21 protein-coding genes are annotated in these 24,646 nt (G+C 67.3%); 11 read left to right on the top strand and 10 right to left on the bottom strand.

Annotation, left to right across the window (positions count from 1 at the left end; all coding sequences use genetic code 11):
• Positions 1–67: 67 nt before the first annotated feature.
• Both DNK52_RS09820 and DNK52_RS09825 read left to right on the top strand, forming a co-directional pair.
• Positions 68–439, top strand: coding sequence for a PH domain-containing protein (locus DNK52_RS09820; RefSeq protein WP_110240824.1), 372 nt, complete (start codon positions 68–70; stop codon positions 437–439).
• Between the two features lie 37 nt (positions 440–476).
• Positions 477–2,129 (top strand): BCCT family transporter, encoded by a 1,653-nt coding sequence (locus DNK52_RS09825; RefSeq protein ID WP_110240825.1) that lies wholly within the window; start codon positions 477–479, stop codon positions 2,127–2,129.
• 32 nt (positions 2,130–2,161) lie between these two features.
• Here DNK52_RS09825 and DNK52_RS09830 read toward each other — a convergent pair whose 3' ends face one another.
• From DNK52_RS09830 to DNK52_RS09845, 4 genes are all read right to left on the bottom strand, one after another.
• Positions 2,162–3,460 (bottom strand): Nramp family divalent metal transporter, encoded by a 1,299-nt coding sequence (locus DNK52_RS09830; protein WP_110240826.1) that lies wholly within the window; start codon positions 3,458–3,460, stop codon positions 2,162–2,164.
• A 380-nt stretch (positions 3,461–3,840) separates the two neighbouring features.
• Positions 3,841–4,362: a Dps family protein gene (locus DNK52_RS09835; protein ID WP_110240827.1), complete on the bottom strand. Its 522-nt coding sequence runs from the start codon at positions 4,360–4,362 to the stop codon at positions 3,841–3,843.
• Positions 4,363–4,555: 193 nt separating this feature from the next.
• A complete protein-coding gene (locus DNK52_RS09840; RefSeq protein ID WP_110240828.1) occupies positions 4,556–5,929 on the bottom strand; it encodes a dicarboxylate/amino acid:cation symporter in 1,374 nt (457 codons plus the stop codon).
• A 280-nt stretch (positions 5,930–6,209) separates the two neighbouring features.
• Positions 6,210–6,641 (bottom strand): hypothetical protein, encoded by a 432-nt coding sequence (locus DNK52_RS09845; RefSeq protein WP_162598714.1) that lies wholly within the window; start codon positions 6,639–6,641, stop codon positions 6,210–6,212.
• A 241-nt stretch (positions 6,642–6,882) separates the two neighbouring features.
• On the opposite strand from DNK52_RS09845, the gene DNK52_RS09850 reads away from it, so the two are divergent.
• From DNK52_RS09850 to DNK52_RS09875, 6 genes are all read left to right on the top strand, one after another.
• Complete coding sequence (locus tag DNK52_RS09850; RefSeq protein ID WP_110240830.1) at positions 6,883–7,458, top strand: M73 family metallopeptidase; 576 nt, start codon at positions 6,883–6,885, stop codon at positions 7,456–7,458.
• A gap of 53 nt (positions 7,459–7,511) precedes the next feature.
• Complete coding sequence (locus DNK52_RS09855; protein ID WP_110240831.1) at positions 7,512–8,147, top strand: signal peptidase I; 636 nt, start codon at positions 7,512–7,514, stop codon at positions 8,145–8,147.
• A 198-nt stretch (positions 8,148–8,345) separates the two neighbouring features.
• Entirely contained in the window at positions 8,346–10,208 is a 1,863-nt protein-coding gene (locus tag DNK52_RS09860) for an Ig-like domain-containing protein (protein WP_110240832.1), read from the top strand.
• Positions 10,208–10,612: a hypothetical protein gene (locus DNK52_RS09865; RefSeq protein ID WP_110240833.1), complete on the top strand. Its 405-nt coding sequence runs from the start codon at positions 10,208–10,210 to the stop codon at positions 10,610–10,612. Before DNK52_RS09860 ends, DNK52_RS09865 begins: the two co-directional genes overlap by 1 nt.
• Before the next feature lie 2 nt (positions 10,613–10,614).
• A complete protein-coding gene (locus DNK52_RS16315) occupies positions 10,615–11,415 on the top strand; it encodes a response regulator transcription factor (protein ID WP_110240834.1) in 801 nt (266 codons plus the stop codon).
• Positions 11,408–12,646 carry a sensor histidine kinase gene (locus tag DNK52_RS09875; RefSeq protein ID WP_110240835.1) on the top strand — a complete coding sequence of 413 codons (1,239 nt, stop codon included), beginning with the start codon at positions 11,408–11,410 and terminating at the stop codon, positions 12,644–12,646. Before DNK52_RS16315 ends, DNK52_RS09875 begins: the two co-directional genes overlap by 8 nt.
• 32 nt (positions 12,647–12,678) lie before the next feature.
• On the opposite strand, the gene DNK52_RS09880 is transcribed toward DNK52_RS09875, so the two are convergent.
• The 3 genes from DNK52_RS09880 to nrdR all read right to left on the bottom strand — a co-directional run bounded on the left by DNK52_RS09880 (position 12,679) and on the right by nrdR (position 17,159).
• Positions 12,679–13,503 carry a hypothetical protein gene (locus DNK52_RS09880; protein ID WP_110240836.1) on the bottom strand — a complete coding sequence of 275 codons (825 nt, stop codon included), beginning with the start codon at positions 13,501–13,503 and terminating at the stop codon, positions 12,679–12,681.
• 182 nt (positions 13,504–13,685) lie between these two features.
• Positions 13,686–16,538, bottom strand: a complete 2,853-nt coding sequence (locus tag DNK52_RS09885; protein WP_110240837.1) for a vitamin B12-dependent ribonucleotide reductase — start codon at positions 16,536–16,538, stop codon at positions 13,686–13,688.
• Between the two features lie 150 nt (positions 16,539–16,688).
• Entirely contained in the window at positions 16,689–17,159 is a 471-nt protein-coding gene (gene nrdR / locus DNK52_RS09890; protein ID WP_110240838.1) for a transcriptional regulator NrdR, read from the bottom strand.
• Positions 17,160–17,518: 359 nt separating this feature from the next.
• On the opposite strand from nrdR, the gene DNK52_RS09895 reads away from it, so the two are divergent.
• A complete protein-coding gene (locus DNK52_RS09895) occupies positions 17,519–17,875 on the top strand; it encodes a hypothetical protein (RefSeq protein ID WP_162598715.1) in 357 nt (118 codons plus the stop codon).
• A 52-nt stretch (positions 17,876–17,927) separates the two neighbouring features.
• Here the strand turns inward: DNK52_RS09895 and DNK52_RS09900 are convergent, their stop codons facing one another.
• A complete protein-coding gene (locus DNK52_RS09900; RefSeq protein WP_204163480.1) occupies positions 17,928–18,338 on the bottom strand; it encodes a LysM peptidoglycan-binding domain-containing protein in 411 nt (136 codons plus the stop codon).
• Between the two features lie 315 nt (positions 18,339–18,653).
• Here DNK52_RS09900 and DNK52_RS09905 point away from each other — a divergent pair, with 315 nt between their 5' ends.
• Positions 18,654–19,445 carry a GNAT family N-acetyltransferase gene (locus tag DNK52_RS09905; protein WP_110240840.1) on the top strand — a complete coding sequence of 264 codons (792 nt, stop codon included), beginning with the start codon at positions 18,654–18,656 and terminating at the stop codon, positions 19,443–19,445.
• A 97-nt stretch (positions 19,446–19,542) separates the two neighbouring features.
• Positions 19,543–20,271, top strand: coding sequence for a transcriptional repressor LexA (gene lexA, locus DNK52_RS09910; RefSeq protein ID WP_204163481.1), 729 nt, complete (start codon positions 19,543–19,545; stop codon positions 20,269–20,271).
• 27 nt (positions 20,272–20,298) lie between these two features.
• Here the strand turns inward: lexA and DNK52_RS09915 are convergent, their stop codons facing one another.
• Both DNK52_RS09915 and secD read right to left on the bottom strand, forming a co-directional pair.
• Entirely contained in the window at positions 20,299–22,188 is a 1,890-nt protein-coding gene (locus DNK52_RS09915; protein ID WP_110241190.1) for an ATP-dependent DNA helicase, read from the bottom strand.
• A gap of 170 nt (positions 22,189–22,358) precedes the next feature.
• Positions 22,359–24,629, bottom strand: a complete 2,271-nt coding sequence (gene secD / locus DNK52_RS09920; protein WP_110240842.1) for a protein translocase subunit SecD — start codon at positions 24,627–24,629, stop codon at positions 22,359–22,361.
• Positions 24,630–24,646 lie beyond the last annotated feature (17 nt).

Raw genomic sequence — 24,646 nt, forward strand, 5'->3', positions numbered from 1 at the left:
GAGTGCGACCCGAAACTGAAACGGGAAGATCCTCCTAGGTTCGACCCACCAACACCAAGGGAGAACCATGGACACCGCAGCCATCACTGCCTGGACCTTCGTTTCCGAATGCCCGATCCCGGACGACATCGGCCCCCTGCTCGTCGACGGCGAGCAGACGTGGGCGGCGTACAAGACGTTTCGCGACAGCGCCGTCTTCACCAACAAGCGTCTGATCGTCCGTGACGCGCAGGGCCTGACCGGCAAGAAGGTCGAGATCTACTCGCTCCCCTACTCGGCGATCAACATGTGGTCGTCAGAGAACGCGGGCCGCATGCTCGACTTCAACTCCGAGATTGAGCTGTGGACCCGGGCCGGCCACATCAAGATCAAGCTCAACAAGGGCGTCGACATCCGCAAACTCGACCACCTGATCTCACACGCCGTGCTCAACGGCTGACTGGACTCTCGGCCGGGCCTGCGTAACGTACTCGGGCATGGAAACACTCGCCCGCAAGCTCGGACTGAGGACCAACCCCCACATCTTCTTCTGGTCAGCAGGGCTGATGCTCGTCATCCTGACACTCCTTCTGGCCTTCCCCGGGCCACTCGGAGAGGTGTTCGCGGAGGGTCGCGAGTGGATCGTCACGAAGCTCGGATGGTTCTTCATCCTGGGTGTCACGAGCTGGGTAATCTTCCTCATCTGGGTCGCCCTGAGCCGCTACGGCACGCTGCGCCTCGGCAAGGACGACGACCGTCCTGCGTACAGCAACGTGTCGTGGTTCGCGATGCTCTTCGCTGGCGGCATCGGCACCGTGCTCATGTTCTGGGGCGTGGCCGAGCCCATGTCCCACTTCGCCAATCCGCCGTTCAGTGGCGTCGAGCCCTACTCCGTCGAGGCCTCCCGCAACGCGATGAGCATCTCGCTCTATCACCTGAGCATCCACACCTGGGCGATCTTCACGCTGCCCGGCTTGGCGTTCGGCTACTTCGTCTACCGCAAGGACCTGCCGCTGCGCTTCTCGTCGGTCTTCCACCCGGTGCTGAAGGAACGCATCCACGGGCCCGCAGGCAAGGTCATCGACGTCTTCGCCGTCCTCGGCACGATCTTCGGCCTGGCCGTGTCGCTGGGCCTGGGCACCTCACAGATCAGCGCGGGCCTGAGCTCCCTCACCGGTCTGGAGGACGCGGTCTGGCTGCGGGTCGTCATCATCACGACCCTGACCGTGGTGGCCACCATCTCCATCGTCGCGGGCTTGGACAAGGGCGTGAAGCGGCTCTCCAACCTCAACATCGGGATCGCCATCGGGCTGATGCTCTTCGTACTCTTCTTCGGCGAAACCGTCTTCCTGCTGCGTCAGATCCTCGAGAGCCTCGGGTTCTACCTGCAGGACGTCGTGCGCCTCTCCTTCTGGAATGACGCCATGGCTGACTTCTCCAAGGAAGGCGGTTGGGGCTGGCAGGCCGGCTGGACCGTCTTCTACTGGGCCTGGACGGTGACCTGGGCGCCCTTCATGGGGATCTTCCTGGCGCGCATCTCCCGGGGCCGGACGATCCGCGAGTTCGTCGGTGGGGTTCTGGTCGCACCGTCGGTCTTCACACTGATCTGGTTCGTCATCTTCGGCTGGTCGGCCATGGAGATCGACGGCATCGGCGGCGGTGGCGGTGAGCTCTCCGCGGCAGTCGCCGACAGTGTGCCGCTCGCCATGTTCGCCTTCTTCGAGAACTTCCCGGCCGCCACCTTCGTCTCCGGCGTTGCGATCGTCGTGGTCGCCCTCTTCTTCGCCACCTCCTCCGACTCCGCCTCCCTCGTCGTGGACATGCTCTGCTCAGGAGACTCCGAGGGCGGACCGACGCGTCAGCGCGTGTTCTGGGGCGTGTCGGAGGGCGCAGTAGCGGCGAGCCTGATCGTCCTGGGTGGCGACGAAGCGCTCGCCACGCTGCAACAGGTCATCACCGTCCTGGGCCTACCGGTCTTCATCCTCGTCTTCGCCATGGTGCCGATGCTGTTCATGGCCTTCCGGGAGGAGCGCTTCGTGGTGCGGCGCGGCCTGGTCCCCGCCGGCGAGAGCGTCATGGTGCCCAAGGACGACCCGGATGCCACGGCTCCATCGACCCCGCCCGCCACAGAGGGCGAGAGTGAAGGCTGAGGAGCCACGGCCTCAGGCTTCGTCGCGCACCCTCACCACAACTTGCTGACCTGCCCCCAGATCTCGTTGGCCGCGAGCGCGAGGAACGTCAACGTGATGACCACCATCGCGACGTTGGAGAAGAGCTTGTTGCGCCACTCCTCAGGCGTGCGGTCTGTGTTCAACAGCCACAGCAGCGTGATCGCCAGGAACGGCATGAAGAACGCCCCGAGCACCCCGTAGGCGAGGATCAGCGCGACCGGCTTGCCGAGGAACATCATCACCATCGGCGGGAACGTCAGCCACAGGATGTAACCGCGGTAGTAGCGGCCACCGATCCTGCCGTCGGGGTGGTCCGGTGCGAGTTTGCGGGCGCGCGCCAAGAAGTCGGCGAACATCAGGCTGACGCCGTTCCAGACTCCGATCAGCGACGACATGGCCGCTGCCCAGAAGCCGAGCAGGAAGACCTTGCCGGCCCACTGGCCGTACCGGTCCTCCAGCACCTCACCCAGGTCCAGCAGCCCTTCGTCGCCCGTGGCGATGGCGATGTTGGCCGAGTAGAGCAGCTCCGAACCGACGATCAGCGTGGCGATCACGAAGATGCCGGTGACGGTGTAGGCGACCGCGTTGTCGATCCGCATGACCCGCATGTGGTGCGGCGTGACCCAGCCCTTCTCCCTCAACCAGTAGCCGTACGCCGCCAGCGTGATCGTGCCGCCCACACCGCCCGCGAGGCTGAGCACGTAGATGATGCCGCCGTCGCCGGGGATGGTCGGGACGAGACCACCGGCCATGTCGCCGAGGTTCGGCAACGTGAGGGCAGCCGCCCCACACATCGCCACGAACATCAGCCCCACCAGCGCGGCACAGACCTTCTCCACCACGCTGTACCGCCCGAACCACACCAGCAACAGACCCACCAGCCCACTCAGGATCCCCCAGACCGTGACGCTGACACCCGGGAAGAGTGAGCGCAGAGGCAGACCCGTGCCGGCCATGGCGGCTGAGCCGTACACGAACCCCCAGATCACGATGTAGATCCCGAAGTACCAAGTGGTCCAGATGCCCAGGGACTGCCACCCCTCGAAGATCGTCCGGCCTGAGGCGAGCGAATACCGCCCAGCGCCTTCGACCAGCACGATCTTCATCAGGCAACCCAGCACCGCACACCACAACAGGGTGTAGCCGTACCTGCTGCCGGCCACCAGAGTGGCGACCAGGTCGGCAGCGCCGACCCCGGTGGCAGCCACCACCAGGCCGGGACCGATGATCCTCCACTTGGCCGGGGCGATGTCGGCCGCCGCCACGCTGGCGCCCGCTCCGGACGGGCCGTTTGCGCTGTTGTCTGACATGGGAACTCCCGGGAGTCGACTCCCCTCCCCTTGCCCCGGCGGGCACCACCATAATCACCCCCGAATACAGGGTTGATCCGCTGGGAATTGGGTATCTCCTCGTCAGCCCAACATCGAGGAAGGACCTCCCGTGCCCTACACGGCCACCCAGCGACTGCGTTTGACCCTTGCCAGGCTCGTCACCCAGTTGTCCGGGGTCATGGAGTCCGAGACGCTCGACTGCCCCGCCGCGCCCTGACCGACCTCCCCCGATGAGCGCCCGTCAGCGTCGGCGTACTCGCATCCGACTCCGCTGCGTCTGGGTCCTCTGAAACCCACCAACGACGAACGCCCGGCACCACCTGGGATCAGGTGGTGACGGGCGTCTTTTGGCCGAGGAGTCAGATCGTCGTCGAACGCGGGATGCTGCTGTTCGCGACGCGGTTCTCGGAGTCGATCATCCAGGCGAGTTGTTCGAGCCGCTCGAGGATCGTGTGGAGGATGTCGGCCGAGGTCGGGTCCTCTGCGTCGACGGCGTCGTGCACCCGACGGATGGTGCCGGCCACCTCGTACAACGAGGCCGTGATCGCGTCGACGGTGTCGCCGGTGGAGATCTCGTCGTTCGGGATCTCGGGCAGGCTGGACACCGCGGCCACCGTCTTGGCGCGGGCGTCCGGGAGGGCGTAGACGGCACGCATCCGCTCAGCGACGGTGTCGGAGAATTCGCGGGCGGCATCGGTCACCTCGTCCAGCACCAGGTGGGTGTCGCGGAAGTTCTTGCCGACGACATTCCAGTGCAGCTGCTTGGCCTGCAGGTGGAGGTCGGTGAGGTTGACGAGCACGTGCTGAAGGTGCTCGCCGAGCTGCGGCGAGGCCTGGAAGGCGGGGTGTGCGGTGTGCGGGGAGTTGAAGGTCTGGGTCATGAGACGTCCTCTCTTCTGAAGGCCGGAACGGGCCTGGTTGCTGCTCCGTGCAATAGAACCATTGTGCCCTCTATTCTGGAATGATTCCAGTAAAGCAAGGCTAGCCTCAGTTGGCAGCGGGTTCATGACGTTGTGCGGTGCCCAGGTGTCACCAGGTGACACCTGGGCACCGCGTAGTGGGCACGGTGGCCCGTCAGGCGGCGACCGCCATCGGCTGCTCCGGCTTGAGGATCTCGCCGTCACGCGCGGCGGCGTAGATCTTCTCGTCGAGGATCCCCTCACGCTTCGAGACGATCGCCGGGATGAGTGCCTGACCGGCGACGTTGGTCGCCGTACGGCCCATGTCGAGGATCGGGTCGATGGCGAGCAGCAGACCCACACCCTCGAGCGGCAGACCCAGGGTCGACAGGGTCAGCGTCAACATCACCACGGCGCCGGTCACACCAGCAGTCGCAGCCGAACCGATCACCGCCACGAAGGCGATCAACAGGTAGTCGGTGAGACCGAGCTCGAGCCCGAAGAACTGCGCCACGAAGATCGCCGAGATCGCCGGGTAGATCGAGGCGCAACCGTCCATCTTGGTGGTCGCACCCAGGGGCACGGCGAACGAGGCGTACGCGCGCGGCACGCCGAGGTTGCGCTCGGCCACCGACTGGGTCAGCGGCATCGTGCCGATCGACGAACGCGAAACGAAGGCCAGCTGGATCGCGGGCCAGGCCCCGGAGAAGAACTGCTTGATCGACATCCCGTTGGCCTTCAGCAGCAGCGGGTAGACCACGAAGAGGACCAACGCGAGACCCACGTAGACGGCGATCGCGAACGTGCCGAGCGAACCCAGCGCATCCCAGCCGTACGACGCAACAGCGTTGCCGAGCAGGCCGACGGTGGCGATGGGCGCGAGCAGGATGACCCACCACAACACCTTCTGCACGACGGCGAGGGCGGAGCGTACGAAGACCAGGAAGGGCTCGGCGGCCTCCCCCACCTTCAGGGCGGCGATGCCGAAGGCGATCGCGACCACCAGGATCTGGAGCACGTTGAAGGAGAGGCTCACCGAGCCGTCCCCACCGGCGCTGGCGCCAAGTCCGAGGAAGTTGGAGGGCACCAAGCCGTTCAGGAAGTCGAGCCACGAGCCGCTGCGGCCCGGGTCGGCGGCGGCGTCCGGGGAGACACTGGTGTTCTCACCGGGACGCATGACCAGGCCCAGCACGATGCCGATGACGACCGCGATCAGCGCGGTCCCGGCAAACCAGACCAGCGTCTTCCACGCCAGACGAGCCGCGCCGGTGACCTCGCGGAGGTTGGCGATCGAGGCGACGATGGCCAGGAAGACGAGCGGCGGCACGATCGCCCGCAGCAGCGTCACGAAGATGCTGCCGACCGTGGTCAGGGTCTCGGTGAGCCAGTTGGGGTCGACCACGCCGTCGGCGTCGACACCCGCCGGCCCCATCTCGCGGGCGACGTAGCCGAGGACGACGCCCAGCACGAGCCCGATCAGGACCTGTACGCCGAACGACGGCAGCCAGCGACGGCGCTGGGTGGGCGCCGCAGTGGTGGAGGAACTCATGAGTTGCCTTTCACAGAAGTGGCAGCTCGACAGCTACCGGAAGAGGCACGCCGTCGGCCAAGGAAGTTGGTCGAACCGGAGTGGCGCGCGAACCTCGCCGAAAACGGTCAAAGATCAGGAGCGCGCGCCAGATGTCATCAACGACAGCGCGTGCTCTGCGTACGTCCGAGGTCCACGACGAGGCGACGGGTCAACAGGTCGCCTGCGGTGCTCGGACGGATGCTCACGACTGCCCCAACACCATTGCGTGGCATTCCATTCCGACCAGGTCGGCGAGTGCTCAGGCCCAGCGCGCAGCGACCACTCCGGCCAACTCGACCACCGACGCGATCTCGCCAGCCACCAACGCCTCGTGGGGCGTACGCTCGGCCAACTCCTCACGCGGGGTGCGCAGCCACAGCGCCACCGACCACGCCGGGTGACCGGCGAAGGCGGTCAGCACCTCGTCCAACCCGGGCAGCACGACGGCGTCGTTCACCTGCCAGGTCGGGAAGATCCACTGCTCGTCGGCCGTGCGCACCCCCAGCACCTCGTGGCGCGTACGCCGCTCCTCCAGCTCCGCAGGCGTGACCGGCTCCGCGTCGTGCGCGGTGAGCGCGTCGGCCATCGCACGGACGTCGTAGAAGTCCGGACCGACCTGCTCCGCCATCGGGTTCATCGGAGCCGCAGCCCCACCCGAGGGTCGCGCCGCCTTCTTCTTCGCTCGCGCCACGGGTGTCACCTCTCGTCTCGACCGCCACGACTGCTTCGGGACCAGCTCCGATCGTACGGGGAGGGCCATCCGGAGACTCCTGGAGACCGATGTGTCCAAGAGTTGCCAACCGTGTCCGAACGGGAGCCGTGGTGGGGCTTTCGCGTAGGGATTCTGTGGATCGCGGCTTCGTAGATTTCTACTCATCAGCTCGGCAGCACCAAGCACCGGGCTCACACACAACACACCAGGGAGAATCACCATGAACGCCGTCACCACCACCACCGCCAAGACGACCAGCCGCTCCAAGAAGGTCCTGATCCCGCTGGCCACCCTGCTGGCCGCCGGCGCCATCGCAGTCGGTTCAGGCGCCACCTTCTCCTCCGAGACCGGCAACACGATCAGCGCCGTCACCTCCGGCACGCTGACGCAGGCCAACACCAAGGACAACGCCGCGATCTTCAACCTCCCCAACATGAAGCCGGGCGACGTCGTCAACGGTTCGCTCTCCATCACGAACACCGGCACCCTGCCCGCCGACTTCTCCCTCACCGAGGTCGTCTCGGCCAACGGCTTCTCCGGCGAGAACCTCAAGCTCGTCATCAAGAACACCACGGCAGGCACCACCAAGGCACCCGTCGTCTACGAGGGCACCTTCGGCGGCCTGACCGACGGCGCCGCCAACACGCTCGGCACCTTCGCTGCCGGTGAGAAGAACGACTACACGTTCACCGTCAGCCTCGCCCAGGCCGCTGACAACACCCAGCAGGGCAAGACCGCTTCGGCCTCCTTCAAGTGGAACGCCGTCCAGCTGGTCGGCGAGACCGCCAACCAGTGATCTCGCCCCACTGATCCCCCCGATCAACTCCCACGGATCCTGAGGAGCCGACGATGTCGCACCTGGCCCAGTTCACACGCCGCGTCACCCGTGCGGTGACGACCCTGCTCCTCATCGGCGTGACCCTGGCCTGCGCGGCATACATCGCCCCCGGGTTGTTCGGTTACGAGCGCTACGTGATCACCGGTGGATCAATGTCGGGAACCTTTGAAAAGGGCTCCCTGGCCTTCGAGAAGCAGGTACCCGTGGCCGACCTCGCGGTCGGCGACGTGATCACCTACCTGCCACCCCCCGACAGCGGGGTCAGCACCCTTGTGACCCACCGCATCACCGCGATCGAACCGGGCAGGACCGGCGCCGGGGTCATCACGACCCAGGGCGACGCCAACCCGGACCCGGATCCGTGGGAGTTCAGCCTCACCAGCGCCACCCAGCCCGTCGTGGTGCAGACCGTTCCCCTCGTGGGACACGTCTTCATCGCGCTGGCCAACCCCCAGGTGCGCATGGCCGCGATCGGGCTCCCGGCAGCGCTCATCGCCCTCCTGGCGCTGCGGGACCTGCTGCTCGCAGTACGGCCCCGGAGGACACCTCAGCAGACAGCCCACCAGAACCAGCGCCCCCACACCCCTCCCCCCACGCGGGGGCGCTCCCAGGGACGGTCCCTCCCGGCCGATCTTCACCCGGTCTGACCGTCCCAACCCCGAGCCCCGGGCGTCCGCGTAGCAAAACGTGGAACGCCCGGGGCTTTGGCGTGGACTGGGTGAGGACCGCAGATCCGTAGCGTTGACCTCGACGCAGAACCACCACCACCACCACCACCACCGCCCCACCATCGCCACCGCGTACGCAGCGCAGCAGACCGACCGCGAGTTCGAGAGGAGAAGCCGATGACGCACCCCACCACCAGCACCACCCGGATCGCCGGCCGCTTCTCGGTCCGCCACCTCGCCGTCGTCCTGCTCGCCGTCGCGATCGCGCTCGTCGCTCTCCTCGGCCCCACCCCCTCCTCGGCGATCTTCACCTCCGGCAGCAGCGCAGGCGGACAGGTCGCGGCCGCCCCCGACTGGACGCCTCCGACGGTCTCCGTCACCGCCCCCGGCGCCTGGGTCAAGGGCCTCGTCACCGTGGAGATCGCCGCTTCCGACAGCGAGGGGCCCGTCGACCGGGTCGTCCTCGAGGGTCGCGCCGGTGCGGCCACCTGGGCCACCGTGTGCACCGACACCAGCTCCCCCTTCTCGTGCGCCCTGGACACCCGCGGCCTGGCCGACGGCGAGTACGAGTTGCGCGCCCGCGCGACCGACCGCGCCGGGCTGGAGAGCACCTCGGCCATCGTGCGTACGACCGTGGCCAACCAGACCACCGTGGTCGTCACCGCCCCCGGCACGCAGCTGCGCGGCACCGTCACCCTGACCGGCTCGGTGGCCAACATCGGGACGCTGGCCCATACGGTCCGCCTGCAGCACGCCTCGCCCGGCAGCTCCACGTGGACGACGATCTGCACCGACCTACGCAGCCCGTACACCTGCAGTTGGGACACCGGCGGCGTGCCCGCCGGCGGCCGCGACCTGCGGGCCGTCGTCGTCGGCAGCGACGGACGTACGGTGACCACCTCGGCCGTCGTGACCGTCACCGTCGACAACGTCGCGCCCAGCATCGCGCTCGCTGACCCCGGCAGCCCGTTGAGCGGCACGCGTACCTTCTCCACCACCGCCAGCGACGCCCACACCGGCGTGAAGCGCGTGGTCGTGCAGTCCGCCCCGAACGGCTCGTCGGTGTGGAGCGACCTCTGCACGGTCAGCGCCTCCCCCTGGAACTGCCAGGTCGCGACCGGCGCACTGGCCGACGGCAACCACTCCTTCCGTGCGGTCGCCACTGACGGGGCCGGCAACACCGCCACCTCGACGGTCGTGGCCAACCGGCTCGTCGAGAACACGGCACCGGCCGTCACCCTCACCGCGCTGCCCGCCACGCTGACCGGCACCGTCCAGGTCGGCGCCACCGCGAGCTCGGTCCCCGGGGTCACCTCGGTCAAGGTGCAGTACCAGCGCTCCGGCACCACCGCCTGGACCGACATCTGCACCGACACCGCAGCGCCGTACGCCTGTGGCTGGAACACGATGTCGCTCGCGAACGGGACGTATGCCCTGCATGCCGTCATGGTCGACGCCCTGGGACGCACCACCACCTCCGCGTTGCTGACCCGGCAGATCGAGAACCGCCCCTTCACCGGCGTCGACGTGCAGACCTTCAACGGTGCCGGCAACACCTCGGGTCGCCCGGACAACGGTGACGGCGTGCTCTTCACCTTCTCCCACGAGGTCGACCCGGCCACCGTCATGCCCGGATGGGACGGCACCAGCCGCACGGTCACGGCCCGTTTCAACGACAGTGCACCCACCATCTTCATCGGCACCAAGGAAGACACCCTCGAGGTGCTGACGGCCAACGGCTCAACCGTCAACCTGGGCAAGGTGATCGTGGGCGACTACATCCGCGCCAGCCGCACCACGGAGTTCGACTCCACCCTGACCGCCAGCACCGTGACGGCACCCGACGGGACTGTCCGCACGGTCGTGACCCTGACCCTCGGGGCACCCCAGTTCGGTGGGCTGACCGGGCTGCACAGCGCCAACAACGCCGACCCCGGCCACATGATCTGGACCCCGTCTGCCCTGGTCAAGGACGTGTACGGCCGCTTCTGCTCCCCCGCGCCGGTCACCGAGACCGGCCCACTCGACCGAGAGTTCTGATGAAGACCCCCCGACCCTCCCGACACGGCTGGCCCTCGCGAGTCATCGCCCTCACCACCGCTCTGACCGCGCTGATGCTGGTGCGCCGGGCCATCGAGCTCGACGTGACCAGCTCGGTCGTGCTGGCAACGGCCGTTGCCCTGGGTGGCGTGCTCGCTGCGGGCAAGATGTGGGCGCACAACTGCTTCGAGTCCCACGTCGCAGTCAGCCTGGTGGCCGGCACCGTACTGCTGGGCACCCTGCTCGGCCTCACCCTCGGGTTGCCAGGAGAAGACCGCTCCCCCCTGAGCGTGTCCCAGGTGATGCTGCTGGTGCTGCCGATCGTCGCGCTCACGCTGCAGTCGGTCGAGTTGAGACACCGCCGACGTGACTCAACCCACACGCCGACGCCGTATGATTCCTGACCATGGTCGCCCAGGTGCTCGTCGTCGAGGACGACGACAAGATCGCTGCTCCGCTGGTCCGCACACTGGAGCGTGAGGGGTACCAGGTCAGACGCTTCGCGGAGGGCCTGCCCGCCCTGGAGGCAATCGGGAACTCGAGCGTCGATCTGCTCCTCCTCGACCTGGGACTGCCCGACATCGACGGCCTCGACGTGTGCCGTCGGGCCCGCGACGGCGGGTTCCTCGGCGGGATCATCATCCTCACCGCCCGCGACGGTGAGCTCGACCGCGTGGTCGGGCTCGACGTGGGCGCCGACGACTACCTTGCCAAGCCCTTCGGCCTGGCTGAGCTCCTGGCCCGGGCCCGCGCCCTGCTGCGGCGCAGCGCCGCCACAGGTGGCCAGTCCGCCCAGGGAGCCCAGGGAACCCAGGGCAACTCGGGCACCCAGGGCGCAGGGGGCCCAGGGGGCGGGGCTTCGACCTCGGCCGCTGCGGCACAGACCGGCTCCACCCCGGCGCCACAGAGGGGCCGGGGCCTGCGGATCGACGTACAGGCGCGCCGGATCTGGGTCGGAGAGGCCGAGCTGGCAGCGACCACCAAGGAGTTCGACGTGTTGGCGCTGCTCGACGTCATCCGTGGCGCCGTGGTGAGCCGCGAACAGTTGATCAGCGACGTGTGGGACGAGAACTGGTACGGCTCCACCAAGATGCTCGACGCCACCATGGGTCGGCTTCGTCAGAAGCTCGAGGAGGCCGCGGCTCCGGCCCGGATCACCACGGTGCGTGGGGTCGGATTCCGGCTGGAGGACGCCCCGGATGCGTGAGCGTCTGGTCGTCGCGCTCGTCGGCATGACGGTCGCCATGATCGTGATGTATGGCCTGCCCCGCGCCTACGTGCTCGCCGACATGGTCACCGAACAGGAGACGACCAAGGTCGCTCGCTCGGCCACCTTGATGGCGGCCCTGCTCACCGAGCGGAGCCTGGGCTCCAGACCGATCGACGAAGCCTTCCTCGATGACCTGCTGGTGGCCGGCACCACGATCGAGTACGTCGCCCCGGACGGCGCCACGACCCGGGCCACCTACGCCGGCACGGCGAGCAGTGACGACGACATCGTGGAGCAGCGCGAACTGCCCGACGGCGGCTCGCTGACGCTGACGCGCTCCGACGAGCTCGTCAAGGAGCGAATCTCCGACGCCCTTCTGCCGTTGATCGGGGTCGGGCTCCTGCTGATTCTCTTCGCAGCAGCCGTCGGCTACGTCCTGGCGCGGCGACTGTCCCGGCCCTTCGGCGAGCTGGCAGAGGCGGCCGGTCAGTTGGCGCAGGCCCGGTTCGACCTGCGCATCCCGACGTACTCGATCCCTGAGGCCGAAGCCATCGGTCGAGCCCTGCGTCAGGCCTCGACCCAACTCGACGAGTTGCTGCGCCGTGAGCGGGAGTTCGCCGCCAACGCCTCGCACCAGTTGCGTACGCCGATCACGGCGCTGCGCCTCACTCTCGAGGACCTGTCGATGTGGCCCGAGACCCCGGCCACCGTGGCAGAGGAGCTCAACGCCAACATCGGTGAGCTGGACCGACTCAGCACCGCCATCAACGAACTGCTCGCGCTCTCGCGGGGCAACCGGGTGGGCGACGCCGTCGACGTCGACCTGAACGGCCTCGTCGCCACCGCCGTGGCCCGGTGGACCCCGCACCTCGAGGACGCCGGACGCACCCTGGTGCACGACCCCGTGGATCCCGTCCCCGCACACGTGGCGCCGGGCCCGGTGCTGCAGGTGCTCGACGTCCTCATCGAGAACGCCTGCTCCCACGGTCAGGGCCAGGTCACGGTCGGCGCCCACCGCCGCGACAAGTTCCTGGACATCGTGGTCACCGACGAGGGCGCTGCGGTGATCGCCAACGAGGTCTTCCAACGCGGCACCAGAGCAGAGGAGAGCGACGGCCACGGCCTCGGGTTGACGATCGCTGCACAACTGGCGACGTCGCTGGGCGGTCGGCTCACCGTGGGCGAGGCCGCGACGACCACGTTCGTCCTCGTGCTGCCGGCTCCCTAGGTCGCTGTCTCAGTCTCGTCCCGGGCTCGTCCTCAGACGACCTCGTACGGGCGCGAGAACGTCAATCCGTCCTGGGTGAGCCGGGCGCGCTCCTGCGTGTCGTCAGACCTGAGGGTCACGGTGAAGTCGTCGTTCGTTCGGGAGTACTCCGGCATCGCGATGTCGCCTTCGAACGGGACCTCGATCTCCTCTACCTCCGACTCACTGAAGAAGCCGTCCGACAAGGTGAACCCCTGGATCGAGTGGGAGACCGACGGCACCTCCCCGTTCGCCTCAACCCAGTCGTCGACGGCGCGCGCCAGTGCCTCTGCTGACTTCTTCAGCTCTGCATGGCGAGGTGACTCCACGGCGACGTCGAGACTGATCCGGCCGGCCTCGTACGTCATCCGCTCACCGGAGGCGGTCGTCAAGGCATAGCTGACAACCTTGCCGTCCATCCAGCTGATCGCATAGTCCTGCGCGAGGCTGACGCCTTCGGGACGTGCCACCCCCGACCTGCTCGCCTCACCGGGGTCGCGCAGCGACCCTGCAGAGCCCCCGGATCCGTCACCTGCCTTCGCCTTGGCGGTCTCCTCGAAGAGGATCATCTCGCCATGGAGAGTCACCTGCTCGTCACTCAGGTCGCTCATCGGGACGGTGTCGTTGCTGTCGGCGGTGCTGTCGCCCACCTCGGAGCGCGACGACGCTCCACCTGACGCCGACCCCTCAGAGGTGTCCGAGCTCGAGGTCGGGCCGGAGCCCACCACCTCGCCCGTCCCCCACTGCGTGCCGTCGGAGCCGTCGTCGGTACCGCAACCGGTGAGGAGCGCACACAGGAGCGCGGCCATGGCCAGGGGCATGTTCGAGAAGTGCCTCACAGGTGTCCTTCCGGTTCTCCGCCCCACGGCGTCGTGCGCATGAGGTTCCCACGTCGAGCGGCTCGTCGGTGTCGAATCCCCTCGACGAGCAGAAATGGCGAAGTGCCCCGAGGATGTCCTCGGGGCACTTCGCCATGGTGCGTGTGTCCTGGTGCGTGTGTCCTGGTGCTGGGTTCCAGACGTCAGCTGCAGCCGGAGGTGCTGCCGCAGCCTTCACAGACGTAGCAGGAGCCAGCCGGACGCATCTTCGTGCCGCAGGTCATGCAGAGCGGCGAGTCGACCGCCGTACCGGTGAGCTTCTCGAACAGCTCGGCGGAGGTGTGGGCCTCGCCGACGACCGGCTTGGCCGGCACCTCGCGAGCCTCGGCACCGTGGGTGTCCTTGGTCTCGACCTCCATGAACTCGGCGTGCTCGGTCTTCAGCGACTCCGCTTCGCTCAGCTCGACGAGAGGCTCGTACGAACCGGTCTCGAGGTGACGCTGACGCTCGTCGGCCGAGTAGATGCCGAGCATCGAACGCTCCTCGAAGGACATGTAGTCCAGCGCCAGGCGACGGAAGATGTAGTCCATGATCGACTGCGACATCCGCACGTCCGGGTCGTCGGTGAGGCCGGCCGGCTCGAAGCGCAGGTTGGTGAACTTCGAGACGTACGTCTCCAGCGGGACGCCGTACTGCAGGCCGATCGACACGGCGATCGAGAAGGCGTCCATCACGCCGGCCAGGGTCGAGCCCTGCTTGCCCAGTTTGAGGAAGACCTCGCCCAGCTCGCCGTCGTCGTGCGCGCCGGAGGTCATGTAACCCTCGGCACCGCCGACGGTGAACGACGTCGTACGCGAGACGCGAGACTTCGGCAGACGCTTGCGGGTGGGGGCGTAGACGACCTTCTCCACGATGGTCGGCTCGACGGTCTCAGCCTTGGCGGCGTTGGAGTCGGTGCCCTTGTTCTCGCCCTTGCCGGTGGCCAGGGGCTGACCGACCTTGCAGTTGTCGCGGTAGACGGCCGTGGCCTTGAGGCCCAGCTTCCACGACTGCATGTAGACGTCCTCGATCTCCTCGACCGAGGCGGACTCCGGCAGGTTGACCGTCTTCGAGATGGCGCCCGAGAGGAACGGCTGCGCTGCGGCCATCATCCGGACGTGACCCATCGGCGCCAGCGAGCGAGCACCCATGGCGGTGTCGAAGATCTCGTAGTGCTCGAGCTTGAGGCTCGGCGCGTCGATGACGTGGCCGTGCTCGCCGATGTGGGCGACGATGGCCTCGACCTGCTCGGGCTGGTAGCCGAGCTTGCGGAGCGCCCGCGGGATCGTCTGGTTCACGATCTGCATGGAACCGCCGCCGACGAGCTTCTTGAACTTCACCAGGGAGAAGTCGGGCTCGATGCCGGTGGTGTCGCAGTCCATCATGAAACCGATGGTGCCGGTCGGCGCGAGCACGGAGGCCTGGGCGTTGCGGAAGCCGTTGGTCTCGCCGAGCTTCAGGACATCAGCCCAGACCTTGGTGGCGAGCTTGTGCACGTTGGCGTCGTCGGTGTGCAGCGTGCGCACCTGGTCGTTGGCCGCCTGGTGCTTGCGCATGACGCGCTTGTGGGCCTCGGCGTTGCGGGCGTAGCCGTTGTACGGGCCGACCACCTTGGCGAGCTCGGCGGAACGCTTGTAGGACGTGCCGGTCATCAGCGAGGTGATGGTGGCGGCCATCGAGCGGCCACCCTCGGAGTCGTAACCGAGACCCATCGCCATCAGCAGGGCGCCGAGGTTGGCGTAGCCGATGCCGAGCTGGCGGTAGTCGATCGTGGTCTGGCCGATCGCCTCGGTCGGGAAGTCGGCGAAGCAGATCGAGATGTCCATCGCGGTGATGATGAACTCGACGGCCTTCGCGAAGAGCTCGCCGTCGAAGGTGTCGTCGTCGCGCAGGAACTTGAGCAGGTTGAGCGAGGCCAGGTTGCACGAGGAGTTGTCGAGCGACATGTATTCCGAGCAGGGGTTGGACGCGGTGATCCGACCCGTCTCGGGGTTGGTGTGCCAGTCGTTGATGGTGTCGTCGTACTGCAGGCCGGGGTCGGCGCACTGCCAGGCAGCGACGCTGATCTTGCGGAACAGCTCACGCGCGTCGACGGTCTCGATGACCTCGCCGGTGTCGCGGGCCCGCAGGCCGAACTCCGTGCCGTCCTCGACCGCGCGCATGAACTCGTCGCTCACACGGACCGAGTTGTTGGCGTTCTGGTACTGGACCGAGGTGATGTCCTTGCCGCCGAGGTCCATGTCGAAGCCGGCGTCGCGCAGGGCGCGGATCTTGTCCTCCTCCTTGGCCTTGGTCTCGACGAACTCGACGATGTCGGGGTGGTCGACGTCCAGGACGACCATCTTGGCCGCGCGGCGGGTGGCGCCACCGGACTTGATGGTGCCGGCGGACGCGTCGGCTCCACGCATGAACGAGACGGGACCCGAAGCGGTGCCACCGGAGGAGAGGAGTTCCTTCGAGGAGCGGATGCGCGACAGGTTGAGGCCGGCGCCGGAGCCGCCCTTGAAGATGAAGCCCTCTTCCTTGTACCAGTTGAGGATCGAGTCCATCGAGTCGTCGACCGACAGGATGAAGCAGGCAGAGACCTGCTGCGGCGAGGTGGTGCCGACGTTGAACCAGACGGGTGAGTTGAAGGAGAAGTACTGGTTGACCAGCAACCAGGTGAGCTCCTCCTCGAAGATCTGCTGGTCGGCGGGGGTCGCGAAGTAGCCGTGGTCACCACCGGCCTTCGTGTACGTCTTCACGATCCGGTCGATGAGCTGCTTCAGGCTCCACTCGCGAGCGTCGGTGCCGACGGCGCCGCGGAAGTACTTGGTGGTGACGATCGTGGAGGCGTTGACGCTCCAGAAGTCGGGGTACTCGACACCGCGCTGCTCGAAGACGGTCTCGTGCGTCTTCCAGTTGGTCTGGACGACGTCGCGACGCTCCCAGTTGATCGCGTCGTAGGGGTGAGTTCCTTCGGTGCTGAAGACGCGCTGCATCTTGAGACCACCCTTGTTCGCCGTCTTCGCTGCCATGGAATCTCCTCAGATCCTCGGTACTGCCTGCGTCTGTGCTGACTGTGTCTGTACTGACTTGGTGTCGTGATTGACGGCGCCTGGTGGGCTGAACCGTCATGGTGTGCGCCCGGCACGCAGCTTCCCCACTGCGTACCGGGCAATCTGTGGCTACCCGGTGGGTAGTGCGACGGCAGCGCGTTCGCTGCGCATCATCGCGATCTCCGTCTCGAAGTCCTCGGCGCTCTCGAAGGCGCGATAGACACTGGCGAAACGGAGGTAGGCAACCTCGTCGAGGTCGCGGAGCGGAGCAAGGATGGCGAGCCCGACCTCGTGCGCCTGGACCTCAGCCAGTCCGGTGGCTCGCAGTGCGATCTCCACCTCCTGGCCCAGGCAGGCGAGTTGGTCCTCGGTGACGGGCCGACCCTTGCAGGCCTTTCGCACACCCTGGACGGCCTTCTCACGGTTGAAGGGCTCCCCCGCGCCGGAGCGCTTGAGGACCGTCAACTGCATGAGCTCGACCGTGCTGAAGCGCTTGCCGCAATCCTGACAGTTCCGTCGCCGACGGATCTGGCTGCCGTCCTCGGAGACACGCGAGTCGAGGACCCGGGTGTCGGTGTTCCGGCAGTGCGGACAGTGCATCTTCGAGCCCCCTGTCGTATGTCTCTTCGTATGTCTCGTCGTACGTCATGTGCGGTTGCGCCTGTGGATGCAGGGCTGCAAATTGTGGATGACCGAGCAGAAACTGTGGGATCACGACCAGTCCTTGTGGACTAGATGTGGATAACCACAACGGTGTAACTACTAGATGTTGTGGTAACCGTACGCCGCCTCCCCAATACATGGCAAGCCGATCGGAGAAACTCGCGAAAGTTGCTCGACGCCCGTGCCGGTCACGCCGCGAAGGCGCAGGTCACAGGCTCGGAACCGGCTGAGAACGACACGCCCAACGCGATGCCATTGCCTCTGACACACGACCAGCGCCCTGTCAGAATGGCCCGGTGGCCACCGGGAAACGTGCAGGATCGAGGCGAGCAGCACGACCCGCGCCGACCCTCGACCGCGCGGTGCTCGCGTACGCCGGCGGCATCACCCTCTGCGTCATCGCCTGGGGCTACCTCGTGTACATGGCGATCGACTTCGGCGGGAGCGCACGCACCGGCAACGCCGCAGCGTGGTTGCTCCTCGTCCTGGCTGCACTGGGAGCGGCTGCGTGCCTCTTCATCGGCCTCATGCTCATCGCACGTCTGGGCAACGCCATGGGGCTGAGTGGGCCCAGCAGCCCTCCCCAGGATGACTCGTCCCCCGACCAGCCATCCACCCGCCCTGCGGGCGGCGGCCGTCGCGCAGCGCGCTGACAGATCCACCGATGGCAGGCTGTACTCGTTTGCTCTCCGCGTTGGCGGGGCTCTACTCGCCCGTGGGAACGAGGAGCTTCTGACCCACCATCAGCGAGGGCGACTCCAGCGCGTTCAAGCGCTCGATGTCCTTCATCACGGAGCGGACTTGGCCATCCTCGGCCACCTCCGCCGCGATCGCCCAGAGGGTGTCGCCGTCATCCACGACGACCACCTCGGTCGGGCGCGGCTGACCGGCCTCTTCAGAGGCCGTCGAGACGCCACCGAGAGCAATGCCGAGCACCAGGACGAAGGCCAGCGCCGCCAACAGCACCACCAGTCGCCCTCGACGCGTCAGACGGACCCCACCCACGGAGACGTTGCCATCCATCACGGGGCGCACCGAACTCACCGAGCTCACCGGGCGCACCGAGGCGCGTGCCGACGGTGCCTGGCTGATGGGGGTGATCGCAACGGTGTTCATGGGGCCCTCCTGGGGAAGTGATGGAGTGGGTGGCCGATTCGTCTCGGTCGAGCCGTTCTGTTCGATCCCATGTCTAGTGACGAGCGCCGACATCTTTGACGACGAGAGGCGGTCGGTCGATCAGACGTTCGATCGAACACATGTGCGACATTAGATCAGGTGTTCGAACGAATCAAGCACTCGGGCGAACATTTGTTCGAAAGAAGTGCCACGGGCGCCGACTTACCCTATTTCCGGCATCTGGCACCCTCCATCCCCGCCACGTCACCAGATTGGGTCATGCAGTAGAGGTCCAAGGCCCCTAGCGTCACAGCCATGCGAGACCTTCTGACGACCGCGGCCGACGTCATCGAGACCGACTTCGCTGCCCTACAACTGACCATCGCCGCTTCTCCGGCAGTGCGCAGGGCCTCTGAGCCCGACGCGACGGTGTACTGGTCGGACACCGACCTCCCTGCTCTGAACACCATCACCAATGCACACATCGCGCCCCAGGACGCCGCCGAGCGCAGCGCCGAGCTGATCGCACCGTTCATCACACGTGGGCGTCCGTTCCGGTGGGTCACCACTCCCAGGACGACCACACCTGCGCTCGAGGCCGCTCTCGCCCAGGCGGGCCTGCGGGCCCGGGAGTACCCGGCGATGTACGTCGCGCTCGGCCCGACCATCGACCCCGGCACGCCGGACGACGTCTTCATCGACGTCGCGTGGCCCGACGGCGTCGCACCGGTCGCCGAGAGCATCCTCGAAGGACTCGGTCACCCGGCCAGCAGCCGGGCCGACCGGCTGGGAGTCCTGGACACCTTGGACCCGGAGGACAACCAGTTCTTCGTGGCGCGCGACATGCGCACGGGCAAGCCCCTCGGCGCCGGCACGCTGCACACCCGCAACGACAGCTTCATGGTCGCCAACGTGAGCACCGTGGTCTCCGCGCGCGGTCGAGGCATCGGTCGGGCGCTCGTCGCCACCATGATGAACCGTGGCGCCACCACCGGGGTCCAGACGGCGACCGTGGTCAGCAACCCGCGCGCTTACACGACCTACGTCGACCTCGGCTTCCGTACGCAGTTCAACGTCGTCTCCTGGGTCTGGGATCCGCGCGTCTGAGCGAGGGACACGCCCGTTCGAACACATGTTTGAACTGGTCTCCGGATCCGACTACGGTGGAGCCACGAAAGCCGGCCGTCACCACAGGAGGATCCAGATGCCCAAGTCCAGTGCAGGTGGCGGCAACGTCGTACCACTCCCCGACGGGCCTCCCGACGCAACTGGGCTGACTCCGCGCCAGCAACGGGTCCTCACCACGATCAAGGAAGCGATCGAGGAGCGGGGCTACCCGCCCAGCATGCGCGAGATCGGTCAGGCCGTCGGTCTGACCAGCTCCAGCAGTGTGGCGCACCAGTTGAAGGTGCTGGAGGAGAAGGGCTTCCTGAAGCGGGACCCCAACCGTCCCCGCGCGCTGCAGGTGTTCCTCCCTGAGGTGATGGCTGCCCGCAAGGCCATGAGCTCGGCGGACGACTCCGACTTCGACCCCACCGACGTCGGCGACCGGGCTCCTGCCGCTGCCTACGTGCCGGTGGTCGGTCGCATCGCGGCCGGTGGTCCGATCCTCGCCGAGGAGCGGGTCGAGGACGTCTTCCCCCTGCCCCGTCAGTTGGTCGGAGACGGCACTCTCTTCCTGCTGGAGGTGTCCGGCGACTCGATGATCGACGCCGCCATCTGCAACGGCGACTACGTCGTGATCCGCCAGCAGCCGGACGCTGTCAACGGTGACATCGTGGCCGCGATGATCGATGGTGAGGCCACCGTGAAGACCTTCCAGCGCAAGGACGGCCACGTGTGGCTGCTCCCCCACAACGACGCGTACGAGCCGATCGACGGCACGCATGCCACCATCCTGGGCAAGGTCACCGCGGTGCTGCGCAGCGTCTGAGCGGCCTCGGACGTCGGGCCCGGACCGTCAGCCCTGGGCGACCCGGGTCAACGCCTGGCGAACGACCTTGGGATCGGTCGTCGACCACATGGGCGGCAGGCTGGCCTTCAGGAAGCCCCCGTAACGGGCCGTCGCGAGCCGTGGGTCCAGGACTGCCACCACGCCCTTGTCCTCCGTCGTACGGATCAGACGGCCCACCCCTTGGGCCATCAACAGCGCGGCGTGGGTGGCGGCCACCTGCATGAAGCCGTTGCCGCCCGCTCGATCGGCCGCCTTCTGGCGCGCGGACATCAACGGGTCATCGGGCCGCGGGAAGGGAATCCGGTCGATGATCACCAGCTGGCAGGTGTCACCGGGCACGTCGAGGCCCTGCCACAGGCTCAGGGTCCCGAAGAGATTCGTGTGCGGATCCTCCACGAACTGCTTCGAGAGCTCCGGCAGCTGCGCGTCACCCTGGGCCAGCGTCGTCAGGTGCGGCAGTCGCTCCCGTACGGCCTCGGCCGCGGTCTCGGCCGCCCGACGCGAGGAGAAGAGACCCAATGTCCGACCGTCGGCCGCGTCGACCAGGTCGACGATCTCGTCGATCTGCGCCGACCCCAGACCGTCGCGACCGGGCGGAGGCAGGTGCCGGGCGATGTAGATGATCCCCTGCCTGCCGTAGTCGAACGGAGAGCCGACGTCGAGTGCTCGCCACGGCAGCGCTCCTTCAGCAGCAACGTCGGGCGCGCCCGTGTCGGCCCGCTCCGAGGGCTTCAGACCGAGGCTCCCGGCGACGGTGTTGAAGTCTCCGCCGAGCATCAGGGTCGCGGAGGTGAAGATCACCGCCTTGTCGGAGAGCAGGCCTTCGCGCATCTGGGCCCAGACCTGCAACGGAGCGATCGCCAACCGGGCCGGGATCCGGTCCCGAGCCTCGTTGAGCCACAACACGTCGGAGACCTTGCCTGCGGCCATCCGCTCCGTCGTCGCGAAGACCTCCTGCACCATCCCCTTGGCCTGCGTACGCCCCGCGTCAGCGTCCTTCTCGTCCTTGCCGAAGGCCGACACCAGCGACCTCGCGGCGTCGCGCACCAGGGTGAGCGCATCGGACAACTGCTCGCCGGGCTGTTCGATCCGACCCGGGGAGGTTGCGGCCAACGCGTCGGCCAATGCGTCGGCGGCATCCGACAGGTCATCGGCCGCCGTGCCCGCACCGCCCTTGTCGGTGACGTGCTTCTGCGCCCGACGGGCTGCCCGCTCCACGTCGCCGACACTCAGCTCGTCGGTGGCCGCCTGGGTCACCCTGGCAGTGAGCTCGTGGGCCTCGTCGATCACCACCACGTCGTAGTCAGGGATCATCGGGACGCCTTCGATGGCGTCGATGGCCAACAGCGAGTGGTTGGTGACGATCAGGTGGGACTGCGCCGCCTTCTCCTTTGCCCGCTCGGCGAAGCACTCCGCCCCGAAGGCGCACTTGGCGGCGCCCAGGCATTCGCGGTGGTTGACGCTCACCTGGCGCCACACCCGTTCGGTGTGCCGCGGAGCGTGGTCGCGCTCGCCGCTGCCCTGCGACTCGGCCTCCTTCTCCGCCCAGGCCCGCAGCGCCAGCACCTCGGCGCCCGTCGACCCCTCCGGGATGTCGACCAGGACGCCTTGGTCGTTGGGCACCCCCTCGCGGATGCGGTGCAGGCAGGCGTAGTTCGAGCGGCCCTTGAGCACGGCGTACGAGGTGTCGAGCTGGTCGCCGACCGCCTTCACCAGCCGCGGGATGTCACGCTCCACCAGCTGGTGCTGCAGTGCCAGGGTCGCGGTGGCGACCACGACGCGGTCGTGGTTCAACAGGCTCGGGACCAGATAGCCCAGCGACTTGCCCGTGCCGGTCCCTGCCTGGACGAGGAGGTGCTCACCGGACTCCATCGCACCGGCCACCGCTTCGGCCATCTCGACCTGGCCGGAGCGCTCACTGCCGCCCAGCGCCTCCACTGCAGCGGCGAGGACATCACGTACGGGCAACTTCGGGGGCACGCGGGAACTCTAGTCAGCGGAGCCGACACGCAACGAACCCATGACCCGCAGGGGCCATGGGTTCGTCGGGTCGAGCTTCACCTGGATCAGATGACGGCGCCGGAGTCGTCGCGCTCGATCACCTTCTTCGAGGCGACCTCCTTGGACATCGGCCACTTCTCCTGCAGGTACGTGACGATCGGGGTCGCGGTGAAGACGGAGCTGTAGGTACCGACGGCCAGACCGATGAGCAGGGCAATGGCGAAGTCCTGCAGCGAGTCGCCGCCCAGGACCGCCAGCGCGGCCAGGATGAACATCGTGCCCAGACCCGTGTTGATCGTGCGCGGCAGCGTCTCGACCGTCGCCCGGTTTGCGATGTCGCGGAAGTTCTCGTGGGGATCGGAGAGCCGCCACCGCTCGCGGATCCGGTCGAAGACGACGACGGTGTCATTGACCGACAGACCGATGATCGTCATCACCGCCGCCAGGAAGATCCCGTCGATCGGCTTGCCGAGCCAGGCGAAGATGCCCACCACGATCAGGACGTCGTGCATCATCGCGACGACCGCCGAGATGCCGAAGGTCCACTTGAAGCGGAACGCCAGGTAGGCCCACTGTGCGAGGAACGCGATACCGAAGGCGATCAGGCCCTTGTTGCGCAGCTCCTCGCCGAAGGAGGCCGTGATCTTCAGGTCCTGCTCCATGTCAGCGGTGCCACCCAGGGTGGCGATCACGTCCTGGATCTCCTGCGCCTCGTCCCCGGAGAGCTCGCCGGCCTTGACCAAAATCTTGTCGTCGTCGGTCTCCTGGACCGAGTCGATCGCGACGTCCACGTCCTCCTCGAGCGCCGATCGCGCGTCGTCGGCCGAGACCGGGGTGGTGGTGGAGTACTCCAGGACCCGTCCACCGGTGAACTCCACGCCCAGGTTGAGCGGGTTGACGAAGAGGCCCAGGATCGCGATGACGGTGGCGGCGCCGGAGATGCCGAGCCACATGCCACGACGCTTCATGAACTGCGGGTTCTTCTTCTCCAGCCAGCGCCGGACGCGACCGATGTCGCCGATGCCGGTGACGTTCGGGCGCTTCGCGATGACCTTGTTGCTGACCCCCACCTCGGTGAGGACCCTGGCGATGATCAACGCCGAGACCATGGAGGCGATGACACCGATGGTCAGGGTGACACCGAAGCCCTTGATGGGACCGGAGCCGAGGAAGAAGAGGAGTCCGGCAGCGAGCAGGGTGGTGACGTTGGAGTCGATGATGGCTGACCACGCCTTGTTGAAGCCCACCATCAGGGCCTTGCGCAGACCCAGGGAGGGATTGTCCTGGTACTCCTCCCTGGCTCGTTCGAAGACCAGGACGTTGGCATCGATCGCCATACCAATGGCGAGGACGAAACCGGCCAACCCTGGCAACGTCAGCGTCGCGCCCAGACCGATGAGCATCGCGTAGGCGAGCAGGGCGTACGAGGCCAGCGCGACGGTGGCCATCAGACCCACGAAACGATAGACCACGATGATGAAGAGCCCGGTGAGCGCGATACCGATGATGCCGGCCTCGATCGAGGCGTCGATCGCGGTCTTGCCCAGGGTCGGGCCCATGGAACGTTGGTCGATGACCTGGACCTCAAGCGGCAGGGCGCCACCCTCGATCAGGGCCGAGAGCTCCTGGGTCTCCTCGACCGTGAAGCCACCGGAGATCTGGGTGCTGCCGACGATGTTCTGGCCACAGGGCACGCTGACGCCGGGCGAGGAGATGGCCCGGCCGTCCAGGACGATCGCGATCCGGTTGGCGTCGCCCTGGGCGCACGCCGCCTCCGCGGAGAGGTCGCCGAAGGCTCGGGAGCCGTCACGGGAGAAGTCCACGTTGACGACCCACTCGTTGCTGTTCTCTGCCTGCCCGGAGGCAGCACCGGTGATGTCGTTGCCCTCGAGGGCGACCGGACCGATCTCGATGATGTCTCCGACGTCGCTCTCGACGATCGTGTTGCCCTCCTCCGAGGGCTCCGCCTCGAGGGAATCCACCGCTGCGATGACGGGGTGGACGGAGAGCTGCGCGGTCTGGCCCAGTTGCTCGGCGGCTTCGTCGGCGTCGGTGATGCCGGGGAGCTCGACGATGATCCGGTTGGAGCCGGAGCGGACCAGGCTCGACTCGGCGATGCCCAGGGCGTTGACCCGGCCGTCGAGGACCTCGAGGGTCCGCTGGGTGTTCTCGGCGTTGGCCTCGACGCCGCTCGGGGAGTCGGAGGTCTCCAGGGTGATCGAGACGCCACCCGAGAGATCCAGGCCGAGGCGGGGTTCCTTGTTGAGCGCCAGCGCTGCACACCCGGCCAGGAGGCCGAGCACCAGGACGAAGCGGATCCAAGCAGCACGTGACATGCCCGACATCTTTCCCT

This window comes from Nocardioides gilvus (genome assembly GCF_003194605.1).
GTDB classification, from domain to species: Bacteria; Actinomycetota; Actinomycetes; order Propionibacteriales; family Nocardioidaceae; genus Nocardioides; species Nocardioides gilvus.

Bases quoted from the DNA above. Each gene is read 5' to 3' on its own strand.
- DNK52_RS09905 (WP_110240840.1), top strand. From the start codon at position 18,654: ATGCGAGACCTTCTGACGACCGCGGCCGACGTCATCGAGACCGACTTC.
- DNK52_RS09820 (WP_110240824.1), top strand. From the start codon at position 68: ATGGACACCGCAGCCATCACTGCCTGGACCTTCGTTTCCGAATGCCCG.
- DNK52_RS09875 (WP_110240835.1), top strand. From the start codon at position 11,408: ATGCGTGAGCGTCTGGTCGTCGCGCTCGTCGGCATGACGGTCGCCATG.
- DNK52_RS09865 (WP_110240833.1), top strand. From the start codon at position 10,208: ATGAAGACCCCCCGACCCTCCCGACACGGCTGGCCCTCGCGAGTCATC.
- DNK52_RS09915 (WP_110241190.1), bottom strand. From the start codon at position 22,188: ATGGCCGAAGCGGTGGCCGGTGCGATGGAGTCCGGTGAGCACCTCCTC.
- DNK52_RS09855 (WP_110240831.1), top strand. From the start codon at position 7,512: ATGTCGCACCTGGCCCAGTTCACACGCCGCGTCACCCGTGCGGTGACG.
- DNK52_RS09850 (WP_110240830.1), top strand. From the start codon at position 6,883: ATGAACGCCGTCACCACCACCACCGCCAAGACGACCAGCCGCTCCAAG.
- lexA (WP_204163481.1), top strand. From the start codon at position 19,543: ATGCCCAAGTCCAGTGCAGGTGGCGGCAACGTCGTACCACTCCCCGAC.
- DNK52_RS09885 (WP_110240837.1), bottom strand. From the start codon at position 16,538: ATGGCAGCGAAGACGGCGAACAAGGGTGGTCTCAAGATGCAGCGCGTC.
- DNK52_RS09825 (WP_110240825.1), top strand. From the start codon at position 477: ATGGAAACACTCGCCCGCAAGCTCGGACTGAGGACCAACCCCCACATC.
- DNK52_RS09860 (WP_110240832.1), top strand. From the start codon at position 8,346: ATGACGCACCCCACCACCAGCACCACCCGGATCGCCGGCCGCTTCTCG.
- nrdR (WP_110240838.1), bottom strand. From the start codon at position 17,159: ATGCACTGTCCGCACTGCCGGAACACCGACACCCGGGTCCTCGACTCG.
- DNK52_RS16315 (WP_110240834.1), top strand. From the start codon at position 10,615: ATGGTCGCCCAGGTGCTCGTCGTCGAGGACGACGACAAGATCGCTGCT.
- DNK52_RS09900 (WP_204163480.1), bottom strand. From the start codon at position 18,338: ATGAACACCGTTGCGATCACCCCCATCAGCCAGGCACCGTCGGCACGC.
- DNK52_RS09830 (WP_110240826.1), bottom strand. From the start codon at position 3,460: ATGTCAGACAACAGCGCAAACGGCCCGTCCGGAGCGGGCGCCAGCGTG.
- DNK52_RS09835 (WP_110240827.1), bottom strand. From the start codon at position 4,362: ATGACCCAGACCTTCAACTCCCCGCACACCGCACACCCCGCCTTCCAG.
- DNK52_RS09840 (WP_110240828.1), bottom strand. From the start codon at position 5,929: ATGAGTTCCTCCACCACTGCGGCGCCCACCCAGCGCCGTCGCTGGCTG.
- secD (WP_110240842.1), bottom strand. From the start codon at position 24,629: ATGTCACGTGCTGCTTGGATCCGCTTCGTCCTGGTGCTCGGCCTCCTG.